The 14,120-nt window shown below is 62.7% G+C and carries 10 protein-coding genes; 5 read left to right on the top strand and 5 right to left on the bottom strand.

Annotation, left to right across the window (positions count from 1 at the left end):
- Positions 1–79 precede the first annotated feature (79 nt).
- From HU762_RS17200 to HU762_RS17190, 3 genes are read left to right on the top strand one after another with little or no spacing between them, the layout of a single operon-like run.
- Complete coding sequence (locus HU762_RS17200) at positions 80–1,183, top strand: efflux RND transporter periplasmic adaptor subunit (protein WP_186639022.1); 1,104 nt, start codon at positions 80–82, stop codon at positions 1,181–1,183.
- Positions 1,180–2,244 (top strand): efflux RND transporter periplasmic adaptor subunit, encoded by a 1,065-nt coding sequence (locus HU762_RS17195; protein WP_186639020.1) that lies wholly within the window; start codon positions 1,180–1,182, stop codon positions 2,242–2,244. Before HU762_RS17200 ends, HU762_RS17195 begins: the two co-directional genes overlap by 4 nt.
- Entirely contained in the window at positions 2,241–5,288 is a 3,048-nt protein-coding gene (locus tag HU762_RS17190; protein WP_186639019.1) for an efflux RND transporter permease subunit, read from the top strand. Before HU762_RS17195 ends, HU762_RS17190 begins: the two co-directional genes overlap by 4 nt.
- Positions 5,289–5,358: 70 nt before the next feature.
- Here HU762_RS17190 and HU762_RS17185 read toward each other — a convergent pair whose 3' ends face one another.
- Positions 5,359–7,578 carry a heavy metal translocating P-type ATPase gene (locus HU762_RS17185; protein ID WP_186639017.1) on the bottom strand — a complete coding sequence of 740 codons (2,220 nt, stop codon included), beginning with the start codon at positions 7,576–7,578 and terminating at the stop codon, positions 5,359–5,361.
- Positions 7,579–7,664: 86 nt separating this feature from the next.
- Here HU762_RS17185 and cadR point away from each other — a divergent pair, with 86 nt between their 5' ends.
- Positions 7,665–8,111 carry a Cd(II)/Pb(II)-responsive transcriptional regulator gene (gene cadR, locus HU762_RS17180; RefSeq protein ID WP_186612512.1) on the top strand — a complete coding sequence of 149 codons (447 nt, stop codon included), beginning with the start codon at positions 7,665–7,667 and terminating at the stop codon, positions 8,109–8,111.
- Between the two features lie 100 nt (positions 8,112–8,211).
- Here the strand turns inward: cadR and HU762_RS17175 are convergent, their stop codons facing one another.
- The 3 genes from HU762_RS17175 to HU762_RS17165 all read right to left on the bottom strand — a co-directional run bounded on the left by HU762_RS17175 (position 8,212) and on the right by HU762_RS17165 (position 10,893).
- Positions 8,212–9,183 carry a thymidylate synthase gene (locus HU762_RS17175; protein WP_186639015.1) on the bottom strand — a complete coding sequence of 324 codons (972 nt, stop codon included), beginning with the start codon at positions 9,181–9,183 and terminating at the stop codon, positions 8,212–8,214.
- 48 nt (positions 9,184–9,231) lie between these two features.
- Positions 9,232–10,041: a prolipoprotein diacylglyceryl transferase gene (lgt, locus tag HU762_RS17170; protein ID WP_186639013.1), complete on the bottom strand. Its 810-nt coding sequence runs from the start codon at positions 10,039–10,041 to the stop codon at positions 9,232–9,234.
- 69 nt (positions 10,042–10,110) lie between these two features.
- Complete coding sequence (locus HU762_RS17165; RefSeq protein ID WP_186612518.1) at positions 10,111–10,893, bottom strand: TSUP family transporter; 783 nt, start codon at positions 10,891–10,893, stop codon at positions 10,111–10,113.
- A 171-nt stretch (positions 10,894–11,064) separates the two neighbouring features.
- On the opposite strand from HU762_RS17165, the gene HU762_RS17160 reads away from it, so the two are divergent.
- Positions 11,065–11,811 carry an NRDE family protein gene (locus tag HU762_RS17160; RefSeq protein WP_186639011.1) on the top strand — a complete coding sequence of 249 codons (747 nt, stop codon included), beginning with the start codon at positions 11,065–11,067 and terminating at the stop codon, positions 11,809–11,811.
- Positions 11,812–11,823: 12 nt separating this feature from the next.
- Here the strand turns inward: HU762_RS17160 and ptsP are convergent, their stop codons facing one another.
- On the bottom strand, positions 11,824–14,103 hold the full coding sequence (gene ptsP, locus HU762_RS17155; protein ID WP_186612522.1) for a phosphoenolpyruvate--protein phosphotransferase: 2,280 nt from the start codon (positions 14,101–14,103) through the stop codon (positions 11,824–11,826).
- Between the last annotated feature and the right edge of the window lie 17 nt (positions 14,104–14,120).

Below are 14,120 nucleotides of genomic sequence, written 5' to 3'. Positions count from 1 at the left end.
GCTGTGCATTCAGTGAACCCTGTTCTAAGCTCACAGTCGTATCGTCACTGGTACGTCCGTACAACGCAAAGGAGTCTGCATGGCTGGTCCTGGAATCAAATTGATTGTTGGCTTGGGCGTGTGTGCGTTGTTGGCGGGATGCGGTGACAAGAAGCCCGAGGAAAAAGCCTTGCCCCGGGTGTTCATACAGCAAGCCATGCCCAGCGAATACGCCGCTTCGGTAACGCTTACCGGTGACGTCCAGGCGCGGGTGCAGGCCGATCTGTCGTTTCGCGTGGGCGGCAAGATCATCGAGCGCAAGGTCGATGTCGGTGACCGGGTCTCGGCCCGGCAGGTACTGGCCCGGCTCGATCCTCGCGACTTACAGACCAATGTCGACTCCGCCGAGGCCCAGGTGGCCGCCGAACAGGCGCGGGTCAAGCAGGGCGCGGCGGCGTTCGTGCGCCAGCAAAAACTCCTGCCCAAGGGCTACACCAGCCAGAGTGAATACGACGCGGCCCAGGCGCAGTTGCGCAGCAGCCAGAGCGCGCTGACGGCGGCCCAGGCCCAGCTGGCCAATGCCCGGGAACAACTGAGCTATACCGCGCTGATCGCCGAGGCGCCAGGCATCATTACCGCGCGCCAGGCTGAGGTCGGCCAAGTGGTGCAGGCCACGGAGCCGATCTTCAGCCTGGCCCGGGATGGCGAGCGCGACGCCGTTTTCAACATCTACGAATCGCTGCTGAGCGAGCCGCCGTCGGACGCTGCGATTACCATCAGCTTGCTGGATAACCCGGCAATCAAGACCACCGGCACGGTGCGCGAGATCACCCCGGCGGTGTCCGCCGAGACGGGCACGGTGCAGGTCAAGGTCACCCTCGACAACCTGCCTGAAGGCATGCGCCTGGGATCGGTGGTCAGCGCCACCGCCAAGTCCGCCGGCAAGACTGCCGTCGAGTTGCCATGGTCGGCGTTGACCAAGAACCTCAGGGAGCCGGCCGTGTGGCTGGTGGATGGTGAGGGCCGGGCGCAATTGCATACGGTCACGGTCGGTCGCTACCTGACCGGCAAGGTCATCATCAGCGAGGGGCTCAAGGGCGGTGAGAAGGTCGTTACCGCTGGCGGCCAACTGCTGCACCCTGGCGTGCGCGTCGAGATCGCTGAAAATACTTATGAAAAATCCACGCCGGGAGCCCAGCCATGAAGCGCTTGTGGATAGTCTCGGCAGGCCTGCTGCTCGCCGCCTGTTCGAAGGAAGAAGCGCCGCCGGAGCCGGTGCGACCGGTGTTGTCCATTGAGGTCCGGGCCCTTGACCAGCAGGCCCTCGGCCGATTCGCCGGGAATATCCAGGCGCGCTACGAGACCAATATGGGCTTTCGCGTGCCAGGACGGATCGCCAGCCGCAACGTCGACGTTGGCGCCGAAGTGAAGAAAGGTGACCTGCTCGCGACCCTCGACCCCACCGACCAACAGAACCAATTGCGCGCCGCCCAAGGCGACCTGGCGCGAATCGAAGCGCAGTACATCAACGCCCAGGCCAACGCCCGTCGCCAGCAACAGTTGTTCGACCGTGGCGTCGGCGCCCAGGCGCAACTGGACATCGCCCAGACCGACCTGAAGACCACCGCAGCTTCCCTGGAGCAGGCCCGGGCCTCGGTCGAGCAAGCCCGCGACCAGCTCAACTACAGTGAACTGCATACTGACCACGACGCGGTTGTCACGGCCTGGAATGCCGAGGCCGGGCAAGTGGTGACCGCCGGCCAGCAAGTGGTGACGCTGGCTCGTCCAGATATCAAGGAGGCGGTGATCGACCTGCCGGCTGGATTGGCTGAGCGCCTGCCTGAGGACGTGGTCTTCGAAGTCGCCGCGCAATTGGACCCGGCGACCCGCACCACCGCCATCGTGCGCGAGATCGAACCCCAGGCCCAGAGCGCCACCCGCACCCGTCGCGCGCGCCTGACGTTGACTGACACACCGGCGGGCTTTCGCCTCGGCACGGCCATCAGCGTGACCCTGAGTTCAGCCATCGAGCCGCGCATCGAGCTGCCGCTCACCGCGCTGCAAGAGGTCGACGGCAAGGCGCGGATCTGGCTGATCAACCCGCAGGACCAGACGGTCTCGCCACGCGAAGTACAAATTCTCGAACGCTCGGCTGATTCAGTGTTGGTGGCTAACGGCATCAAGCCCGGCGACCGCGTGGTCAGCGCCGGCGTGAACAGTCTCAAGCCAGGGCAGAAAGTGAAACTCGACGAGGAAGCACGATGAAAGGGCCTTTCAACTTGTCCGAGTGGGCCCTGCGGCATCAGTCGTTCGTGTGGTACCTGATGTTCGTCGCGTTGCTGATGGGCGTGTTTTCATACATGAACCTGGGCCGCGAGGAGGACCCGTCGTTCACCATCAAGACCATGGTCATCCAGACCCGCTGGCCTGGCGCGACCCAGGAAGAAACCCTCGAGCAGGTCACCGACCGCATCGAGAAAAAACTCGAAGAGCTCGACTCCCTCGACTACGTGAAGAGCTACACCCGGCCTGGGGAATCGACGGTGTTCGTCTATCTGCGCGATACCACCGGCGCCAAGGAAATCCCTGAGATCTGGTACCAGGTCCGCAAGAAGATCAACGACATTCGCGGCGACTTCCCCCAAGGGTTGCAAGGCCCGGGATTCAACGATGAGTTCGGCGACGTGTACGGTTCGGTGTATGCCTTCACCGGCGACGGCCTGTCGATGCGCCAGTTGCGCGATTACGTTGAGCAAGTGCGCGCCGAGATCCGCGAGGTGCCCGGTCTGGGCAAGGTGGAAATGGTCGGCGAACAGGACGAAGTGCTGTACCTGAACTTCTCCACGCGCAAACTCGCGGCCCTGGGCATCGATCAGCGCCAGGTGGTGCAGAGCCTGCAATCGCAGAATGCGGTGACCCCGGCCGGGGTGATCGACGCCGGGCCGGAACGGATTTCCGTGCGCACGTCGGGACAGTTCCAGTCGGAGAAGGACCTGGCCAACGTCAACCTGCGACTCAACGATCGCTTCTATCGCCTTGCCGATATTGCTGACATCCGCCGTGGCTACGTCGATCCCGCGACGCCGATGTTCCGCTTCAACGGCACGCCGGCCATCGGCCTTGCCATCGCCATGAAGAAGGGCGGCAACATCCAGGACTTCGGCAAGGCCCTGCATGCGCGCATGAACGAACTGACCGCTGACTTGCCCGTGGGGGTTGGCGTGCACACGGTGTCGGACCAGGCCGAAGTGGTGGAGGAGGCCGTCGGCGGTTTCACCAGCGCCTTGTTCGAGGCAGTGGTCATTGTCCTGGTCGTCAGTTTCATCAGCCTCGGCATACGGGCCGGCCTGGTGGTGGCCTGCTCGATCCCGTTGGTGTTGGCGATGGTGTTCGTGTTCATGGAATACAGCGGCATCACCATGCAGCGGATTTCCCTCGGCGCGCTGATCATTGCCCTCGGCTTGCTGGTGGATGACGCGATGATCACCGTGGAAATGATGGTCACGCGACTGGAAAAAGGTGACAGCAAGGAACAGGCCGCCACCTTCGCCTACACCTCGACGGCGTTCCCGATGCTCACCGGGACCCTCGTGACCGTGGCCGGTTTCGTGCCCATTGGCCTGAATGCCAGTTCCGCCGGCGAGTACACCTTCACTCTGTTCGCGGTCATCGCCGTGGCGATGCTGGTGTCCTGGATCGTTGCGGTGCTGTTCGCCCCGGTCATCGGCGTGCATATCCTCAGCACCAACATCAAACCCCACAGCGCCGAGCCGGGGCGTATCGGGCGGGCGTTCAACGGTGGCTTGTTGTGGGCGATGCGCAATCGCTGGTGGGCTATCGGCATCACGGTGCTGCTGTTCGTGCTGGCGGTGTTTTGCATGCGCTTTGTGCAGAACCAGTTTTTTCCGTCTTCGGACCGGCCGGAGATCCTGGTGGACCTCAACCTGCCGCAGAACGCCTCGATGGACGAGACCCGCAAAGCCGTCGACCGCCTGGAAGCGACCCTCAAGGATGACCCGGACGTGGCGCGCTGGAGCACTTACATCGGCGAAGGCGCGATCCGCTTTTACCTGCCGCTGGACCAGCAACTGCAGAACCCGTACTACGCGCAACTGGTGATCGTCAGCAAGGGCCTGGAGTCGCGCGCGGCGCTGACCGAACGCTTGCAGAAGCGCTTGCGCGATGATTTCGTCGGCATCGGCAGCTACGTGCAAGCCCTGGAAATGGGGCCGCCGGTGGGCCGGCCGATCCAATACCGCGTCAGTGGCAAGGACATCGACCAGGTGCGCAAGCATGCCATCGAACTGGCCACCGAGCTGGACAAGAACTCGCACATCGGCGAAATCATCTACGACTGGAACGAGCCGGGCAAAGTGCTGCGCATCGACATCGCCCAGGACAAGGCGCGGCAACTGGGGCTGTCCTCGGATGACGTGGCCCGACTGATGAACAGCATCGTCAGCGGTTCGCCGGTGACCCAGGTCAACGACGACATCTACCTGATCGATGTGGTGGGGCGCGCCGAAGACGCAGAACGCGGTTCGCCGGAAACCCTGCAGAATCTGCAAATCGTTACTCCCGGCGGCACGTCGATCCCGCTGCTGGCATTCGCCACGGTGCGTTATGAGTTGGAGCAGCCGCTGGTCTGGCGTCGCGACCGCAAGCCGACCATTACCATCAAGGCCGCCGTGCGCGATGAAATCCAGCCCACCGACTTGGTCAGGCAGCTACAACCGGACATCGACAAATTCGCCGCCAAGCTGCCGGTCGGCTACAAGATCGCCACGGGCGGTACGGTAGAGGAAAGCAGCAAGGCCCAAGGACCGATCGCCAGCGTCGTGCCGCTGATGCTGTTCCTGATGGCGACGTTCCTGATGATCCAGTTGCACAGCGTGCAGAAACTATTCCTGGTGGCGAGCGTCGCGCCGTTGGGCCTGATCGGCGTGGTGCTGGCGCTGGTACCGACGGGCACGCCCATGGGCTTTGTGGCGATCCTCGGCATCCTCGCGCTGATCGGCATCATCATTCGTAACTCGGTGATCCTCGTGACCCAGATCGATGAGTATGAACGTGACGGCTACGAACCCTGGGATGCGGTGGTGGAAGCGACCGAGCACCGGCGCCGGCCGATCCTGTTGACGGCGGCTGCGGCGAGCCTGGGGATGATCCCGATTGCCCGGGAAGTGTTCTGGGGCCCGATGGCCTACGCGATGATCGGCGGGATTATCGTCGCCACTTTGCTGACATTGCTGTTCCTGCCGGCGCTCTATGTGGCCTGGTACAAGATTCGCGAGCCCAAGCGCGATTGACACGGCCGTGCGCAGGTCCCTGTGGCGAGGGGATAAATCCCCTCGCCACAGTTAAGGGTGTGTCAGGTCTTTACTTGCGCAACAACCGCAACCCATTGAACACCACCAGCAAGCTCACCCCCATGTCGGCAAACACCGCCATCCACATGGTGGCGAACCCGGCAAAGGTGACGCCGAGAAAGATCGCCTTGATGACCAGCGCCAAAGCAATGTTCTGTTTGAGGATGCTGGACGTCTGCCGCGACAACCGGATGAACGCCGGAATCTTGCGCAGGTCGTCATCCATCAAGGCGACGTCGGCGGTCTCGATGGCCGTGTCGGTGCCGGCTGCCGCCATGGCGAAGCCGATTTCCGAGCGGGCGAGGGCCGGGGCGTCGTTGATGCCGTCGCCGACCATGCCGACCCGGTGACCCTGGGCATACAGCTCCTTGATGGCTTTCAGCTTGTCCTCCGGCAACAAATCGCCACGGGCCCGGTCCATGCCCACTTGCTCGGCAATCGCCTCGGCGGTGTGGGCATTGTCGCCAGTCAGCATCAGCGTCTTGATGCCCAGCTCGTGCAGTTGCCGGATGGCTTCGCGACTGGAGTCCTTCACCGTGTCCGCCACCGCGAACAACGCCAAAGGGCCCGTGCCGTCGAGTAGCAGCACCACGGACTTGCCCTGTTTCTCCAGGGCAAAAAGTTTCTCTTCCAGCTCCGGTGAGCATAGTCCGAGATCTTCCACGAGTCGGTGGTTGCCCAGATGATACGTCCGGCCGTCGATGTCGCCGCGCACGCCGCGTCCGGCAAGCGCCGCGAAGTTATCCACAACGTGCTGTGCCCGCTGGTTATCCACAGCCGCATCGGCAATCGCGCGCGACACTGGATGGTCTGAACGCGCGGCGAGGCTGGCGGCCAAGGCCCTGGCGGTGTTTTCCACGGTCGGGTCCAATGGCACGTAGTCGGTCTGCACCGGCTTGCCGTGGGTGATCGTGCCGGTCTTGTCCAAAGCTACGTAATCGAGCTTGTGGCCATTCTCCAGATAAACGCCGCCCTTGATCAGGATGCCTTTTCGCGCGGCTGCCGCCAGGCCGCTGACGATGGTCACCGGGGTGGAAATCACCAGTGCGCATGGGCAGGCGACCACCAGCAGGACCAATGCCCGGTAGATCCAGTCGAACCACTGCGCGCCCATGAACAGCGGCGGAATGACGGCTACGGCCAGCGCCAGGACAAACACCGCCGGTGTGTAAATGGTCGAGAATCGATCGACGAAACGCTGGGTCGGCGCGCGGGAGCCTTGGGCCTGCTCCACGGCGTGGATAATCCGCGCGAGGGTGGATTGGTCGGCGGCGGCGGTCACGGTGTACTCCAACTCGCCGGCCTGGTTGATGGTGCCGGCGAACACTTTGTCGCCCACGGTTTTGTCCACCGGCAGACTCTCGCCGGTGATGGGCGCCTGATCGATGGTCGAACGGCCGGCGACCACGTCACCGTCCAGGCCGACACGCTCTCCGGGACGGACCCGCACCCGAGCGCCGAGGGCAATGGCTTTGACGGCCTGGACCTGCCAAGTGCCGTCAGTCTGTTGCACGGTGGCCTGCTCCGGCGCCATTTGCATCAGGCCGCTGATGGCGTTGCGAGCGCGGTCGAGGGATTTGGCTTCGATCAGTTCGGCCACGGTGAACAGGAACATCACCATCGCCGCTTCCGGCCACTGGCCGATCAACACCGCGCCGGTCACGGCGATGCTCATCAAGGCATTGATATTCAGGTTGAGGTTCTTCAGGGCGATCCAACCCTTTTTGTAAGTGCCGAGGCCACCGCTGAGAATCGACGCCAGCGCCACCAACGCGACGACCCAGTTTGGCGCGGCGTTGGTGAAATGAATCACCTCGGCACCCAGCGCGGTGACACCGGACAGCGCCAACGGCCACCAAGGCTTGGCGGGTGCGGGCAGGTTGTTGGTGGATTCTTCCTGACCGGCCGTAAACGGTTCCGCTTGCATCCCCAAGGACTCGATAGCCTTGATGATCGGCGCATCGCTGGGCAAGTCGTGAGTCACGCCCAGCACCCGGTTGATCAAGTTGAACTGCAGTTGCTGCACGCCTTCGAGCTTGCCGAGTTTGTTCTGTATCAACGTCTGTTCGGTGGGGCAGTCCATGGCTTCAATGCGAAAACTGCTCAGCCGCGCACCGTCCGTTGGCGCCTTGCCAATGTTGACCACCGACGGCGCCGCTTTGGATGAGCAGCAGGAATGACCGTGATCGTGACCGTGGGCCGATTTGGGTGTGTGGATGGAGTCGCTCATCAGGTTACGTCCGTGAAAAGTGCCTGTTGCACAGTAGAGACCCTGTAGCCACTATAGGGTCAAGCAACTATTTTCGGAGGCGTGCCATGAAGATTGGCGAACTGGCGAAACTCACCGACTGCCAAGTCGAGACCATCCGTTACTACGAGCGCGAGGGCCTGCTGCCGGAGCCCGCTCGCAGCGATGGCAACTACCGCGTCTACACCCAGGCCCACGCCGAGCGGCTGACGTTCATTCGCAACTGTCGCACCCTGGACATGACCCTGGAGGAGATCCGTAGCCTGCTGATCCTGCGCGACAGCCCCCAGGACCAGTGCGAGAGCGTCAATGCGTTGATCGATGAGCACATCCACCACGTCAAGGCACGTATCGACGGCCTGTTGGCCTTGCAGGCGCAACTGATCGACCTGCGCCATCGCTGCGGCGAAGGGCCAGACCTGGATCAATGCGGGATCTTGCAGCGGCTGGAAGTCAGCGGCGCGGTGGCGCCGGAAGTGGAGCATTCACATGTTGGCAGAAGCCACGGGCATTGAAAGCCTATAGATCGTTCCCACGCTCCGCGTGGAAATGCCGCCCGGGACGCTCCGCGTGCCAGTGTGACGCGGAGCGTGGAGGCGATCAAAAGTCGTGTTTCTAGACCGCCATCGGCGCGGTCATCGGCGCGTGGTGCTGGTAGCCTTCCAAGGAGAAATCGCCAGGTTCTACCAACTCCAGCCATTCAGGCTGGTACATGCCGGTCTTGGCGAACTCCGGCACGCGCTCGGAAATCACCAGTTTGGGCATCGGGAACGGCTCGCGGGTGAGCTGTTCGTTGAGCATGTCCAAGTGGTTTTCGTAAACGTGGGCATCTCCGATGAAATAGGTGAACCAGCGCGGCGTATAGCCGGTCAGGCGACCGATCAGGCTCAGCAGCGCGGCACCTTCGGTGAGGTTGAACGGCGTGCCCAGGCCCAGGTCGTTGGAGCGAATGTAGAGGGTCAGGGAGATTTCCTTCGTCTCGACATTCGGATGGAACTGGTACAGCAGATGGCACGGCGGCAGGGCCATTTCATCCAGCTGTGCGCAGTTCCAGCCATGGAACAGGATGCGCCGGCTGCCCGGGTCCTTGATGATGGTATCGACGCACTGGCGAACCTGGTCGATGGCTTTGTACAGCACGACATAGGCCTGGCCGTTTTCTTCGCCTTCGGCGATCTGCCGGTAGCCCTGGGCCAGCGTCTGCTGGATGGCCGCCGGGTTGCTCAGGGGGATCTGTTTGTAAGCCGGCCACTTGCGCCATTGCACACCGTAGATCTCGCCCAGGTCGTCTTCGCCCTGGCGGAACGGGTTGGCCAGCCACTGGGCGTTTTCGTTGGCGTTCTGGTCCCAGACCTTACAGCCCAAGGCGCGGAACTCGGCGGCATTGTTCACACCACGCAGGAATCCGCACATTTCGCCGATGGCCGATTTGAAAGCCATCTTGCGCGTGGTGATGGCCGGAAAACCTTCTTTCAGGTCATAACGCAGCATCGCGCCGGGAAAACTGATGGTGTTCACACCGGTGCGGTTGGCTTGCTTGGTGCCGTTCTTGATGACGTGGGCCACCAGATCGAGATATTGCTTCATGGGTTACCTGTGTCCTTGACCCCGAGGTTTGAGCCCCGGGGTCGAATTTTAAACCTTGGCAGTCGCAGCCGGCGCGCGATGATAAGCCAGCCAGATCAGTGCCAAGCCGCCAACGATCATCGGCAGGCACAACACCTGGCCCATGGTCAGCCAGTTCCACGCCAGATAGCCGAGCTGGGCGTCCGGAACGCGGACGAACTCGACGATGAAGCGGAAGATCCCGTAGAACAGCGCAAACATGCCCGACACTGCCATGGTGGGTCGCGGCTTGCGCGAAAACAGCCAGAGGATCAGGAACAGTGCCACGCCTTCGAGAGCGAATTGGTACAGCTGCGACGGGTGGCGCGGCAACTGCGCCGGGTCGCTGAACGGGGGGAAGACCATTGCCCAAGGCACGTCCGTCGCCTTGCCCCACAACTCGGCGTTGATGAAATTGCCGATGCGCCCGGCACCCAGGCCGATCGGCACCATTGGCGCGACGAAGTCCATCAGCTCGAAAAACGATTTGTTGTTGCGCTTGCCGAACCACAGCGCCGCGAGCATCACGCCGATGAATCCACCGTGGAACGACATGCCGCCCTTCCAGACTTCAAAGATCAGCGTCGGGTTGGCCAGGTAGGCACTCAGGTCATAGAACAACACGTAGCCCAGGCGCCCGCCGACGATCACACCCATGGACAGCCAGAACACCAGGTCTGAGAGCTTCTCTTTGTTCCAGGTCGGGTCGAAGCGGTTGAGCCGGCGCGAGGCCAGCCACCAGGCGCCACCGATACCGATCAGGTACATGAGACCGTACCAGTGGATTTTCAGCGGGCCGATGGCCAGGGCAACCGGATCGATCTGCGGGTAAGGCAGCATTGATATTCCTCGTGAACGTCAAAAAATACCCGGGCGACGCTGCCACCTCGGGATTAAGCCAGGATTGCGTCAGAGCAGAAAACTCAAGCCGACGCTGAACAGCAAAGCGGCGAACAGCCGCTTGAGCAAGCGCGGCGACAGACGATGGGCCAGCCGCGCACCGAAGCGGGCGAAGACCATGCTTGTCAGGGCGATGCCCAGCAGCGCCGGCAAATACACAAAACCGAGACTATGGGCCGGCAACAGTGGATCTTGCCACCCCAGAATCATGAAACTTAAGGCGCTGACCAGGGCGATGGGCAGCCCGCACGCCGATGACGTGGCGACCGCTTGCTGCATCGGCACGCTGCGCCAGGTCAGGAACGGTACCGTCAGCGAGCCGCCACCGATGCCGAAAATCGCCGAGGCCCAGCCGACCACCGTGCCGGCCAGGGACAACCCGACCTTGCCCGGTACCGTGCGGCTGGCCTTGGGCTTGAAATCCAGGGCTAATTGCGCGGCGACGAGCATGGCGAACACGCCGATGATCTTTTGCAGGTGCGGACCGGAAATCGCTTCGGCGGTGATCGCGCCGAAACCGGCGCCGATCAGGATGCCAACGGTCATCCAGGTGAAAATCTGCCAGCGCACCGCCCCTTTACGGTGATGCTCGCGCACGGCGTTGATCGAAGTGAAGATGATCGAGGCCAAGGACGTGCCGACCGCCAGGTGCGTCAACACCTGCGGGTCGAAACCCTGCAAAGTGAAGCTGAACACCAGCACCGGGACGATGATCATCCCGCCCCCCACGCCGAACAACCCGGCCAGTACGCCGGCACAGGCGCCGAGCAGCAGATAGAGCACAAATTCCACCAGCGTCTCCTCGCCCATACCAAAATAAGAGCGGCATGGTAACGGATCGAGGGGCTTGAGCTCTACTGAAGGCGATGGATGCGTCAGTAATGTATGGGTAGAGTGGTGGGGATGCGAATAATCGCCACAAGAGCAGTGTCGTTCAGCTTCATTAATAAACAGGACAACCTGATGTGCCTGATCGTATTTGCCTGGCGCCCCGGCCACTCCCAGCCGCTGATCGTGGCGGCCAATCGCGACGAGTTCTATGCCCGTCCGACCCAGCCCCTGGCCCAATGGCCCGACGCACCCCACGTATATGCCGGGCGTGACTTGGAGGCTGGCGGCACCTGGCTCGGAGTCGGCGCGCAGGGGCGCTTTGCCGCTCTGACCAACATCCGCGACCCGGGCCAACTGCCGGCATTCAAGTCGCGCGGCGAACTGGTGGCGCGGTTCCTGACCGGAAGTCTTTCGATTGCCGATTATTTGAGCGAAGTCGTGCCTCGTGCCGGCGAGTACGGTGGCTTCAACCTGCTGCTCGGCGATGGCGCCGAACTGTGGCACTACAACGCCCGGGATACCCGGCCACAACAGCTGGCTGAGGGGGTTTATGGCCTGTCTAACGCTGGGCTGAACACGCCCTGGCCGAAATTGCTCAAGGCCAGGGCGGCGCTGGTCGAGGTGCTGGACGATCCGCAACCCCAGGCGCTGCTGGCACTGCTGAATGATCCACAGCCCGCGCCCATGGCCGAACTACCGGACACCGGGGTGGGATTGGCGACGGAGATGCTGCTGTCGAGTGTGTTCATTGCCAGCCCGGCCTACGGGACGCGGGCGAGCACGGCGTTGATTGTTCATGCCGATGGGACGCGGCATTTGGTGGAGCGCAGTTTCGGGCCGCATGGGGGGCATTTGGGGGAGGTGGAGCTGCACCTCTGAATGCTCCCCGAACTATAGGGTCTTGTTCGAAGCCGGATTGATCATCCGCGCCAACCCGAGGTTCTTCAGCGCCAACTGCAGGGAGCTATGAATCACTTGCGGGTTATCGATGGTCATCAGCTCTGCCAGCAGTTCCTGGGCCTTGCTGAGGTTGATCTGGCGCAGCATCCATTTCACTTTCGGCAGGTTGGTGGCGTTCATCGACAGGCTGTCGAAGCCCATCGCCATCAGCAGCACCGCTGCCGCCGGGTCACCGGCCATTTCGCCGCAGATACTCACCGGCTTGCCTTCGGCGTGGGCGTCGCGCACGACGTTCTGTAGAGCCTGCAGCACGGCCGGGTGCAGGTAGTCATACAAGTCCGCTACCCGTGGGTTGTTACGGTCCACCGCCAGCAGATATTGGGTCAGGTCGTTGGAGCCGACGGACAGGAAGTCCACCTGCCGCGCCAATTCCTTGGTCTGGTACACCGCTGCCGGGATCTCGATCATGACGCCGACTGGCGGCATCGGTACGTCGGTGCCTTCGTCGCGTACTTCGCCCCAGGCCCGGTGGATCAGGTGCAGGGCCTCTTCCAGCTCATGGGTGCCAGAGATCATCGGCAACAGGATACGCAGGTTGTTCAGGCCTTCACTGGCCTTGAGCATGGCGCGCGCCTGGACCAGGAAGATTTCCGGATGGTCGAGCGTCACGCGGATCCCGCGCCAGCCGAGGAAGGGGTTGTCTTCCTTGATCGGGAAATAGGACAGGGATTTGTCGCCGCCGATGTCCAAGCTGCGCATGGTCACCGGCTGCGGATGGAACGCGGACAATTGCTCGCGGTAGATCGCCAGCTGTTCCTTTTCGCTGGGGAAGCGCTGGTTGATCATGAACGGTACTTCGGTGCGGTACAGGCCCACGCCCTCGGCACCACGCTTCTGCGCCCGGGCCACATCGGCCAGCAGGCCGGTGTTGACCCACAGCGGCATGCGGTGGCCATCGAGTGTGATGCAAGGCAGGTCCCGCAGCGCATCCAGGCCCAGGGAGAGTTGCTTCTCTTCTTCCACCACATCGGCAAACTGCTTGCGCAGCACGTCGCTGGGGTTGGTGTAGACCTCGCCGTGGTAGCCGTCGACGATCATCTGGATGCCGTCGACCTTGGAATACGGCAGGTCCACCACGCCCATCACCGTGGGAATGCCCATGGCCCGGGCGAGGATCGCCACGTGGGAGTTGCCCGAACCCAATACCGAGACCAACCCCGCCAGCTTGCCTTCAGGCACTTCGCCGAGCATGGCCGGGGTCAGCTCTTCGCTGACCAGGATGGTGTTGTCGGGATAGACCAGCGTCTGTTGGCGCTCTTGCTGCAAATACGCGAGCAAGCGGCGGCCGAGGTCCTTGACGTCCGAGGCGCGCTCGCGCAGGTAGGCGTCGTCCATCAATTCGAAACGGTTGACGTGGTCGGTCACCACTTGGCGCAACGCGCCCTGGGCCCATTGGCCGGTCTTGATGACCGTGGTCACTTCGCTGCCCAGGGACGCGTCGTCGAGCATCATCAGGTAGACGTCGAACAGCGCGCGCTCTTCAGGGCGCAGCTGCGTCGCCAGCTTGGCCGACAGGGCGCGCATGTCGGCGCGCACGCCTTCGATGGCGGTCTTGAACAAGCCCAGCTCGGCCGGGATGTCGGAGATGGTCTTGTCTGGCACCACGTCGAGGTCGGCGGGCGGCAGCATGACCAGCGCGGTGCCCACCGCCGCGCCCGGGGAGCCTGGGACGCCGACGAACTTGGCTTCCTGAATGCCCTTGCCCTGGCGACCCAGGCCGCTGATCGAACCGGTGGCTTCTGCGTGGGCGATTACCCCGGCCAGTTGCGCGCTCATGGTGACGAGGAAGGCTTCTTCACCCTCGTCGAACTGGCGGCGTTCCTTCTGCTGGATGACCAACACGCCGACGACACGGCGGTGGTGGATGATCGGCGCGCCGAGGAACGATGCGTAGCGTTCTTCGCCAGTTTCGGCGAAGTAGCGGTAGCGCGGGTGATCCGCGGCGTTTTCCAGGTTCAGGGGTTCTTCACGCGTGCCGACCAGGCCGACCAGGCCTTCGTTAGGGGCCATGCTGACCTTGCCAATGGAGCGCTTGTTCAAGCCTTCGGTGGCCATCAGCACAAAGCGGTTGGTCTCGGGATCAAGCAGATAGACCGAGCAGACCTGGCTGCCCATGGCCTCTTTGACGCGCAATACAATAATGCCCAACGCCGCCTTGAGATCCTTGGCGGAGTTAACTTCCTGGACGATCTTGCGCAGCGTATTGAGCATGGCTCGGGGTCGAACTC

Source organism: Pseudomonas sp. SWRI92 (assembly GCF_014268685.1).
Classification (GTDB): Bacteria; Pseudomonadota; Gammaproteobacteria; order Pseudomonadales; family Pseudomonadaceae; genus Aquipseudomonas; species Aquipseudomonas marvdashtae.
The sequence above is the reverse complement of the archived record's forward strand: the minus strand, read 5'-3'. Positions and strand labels throughout refer to the sequence as shown.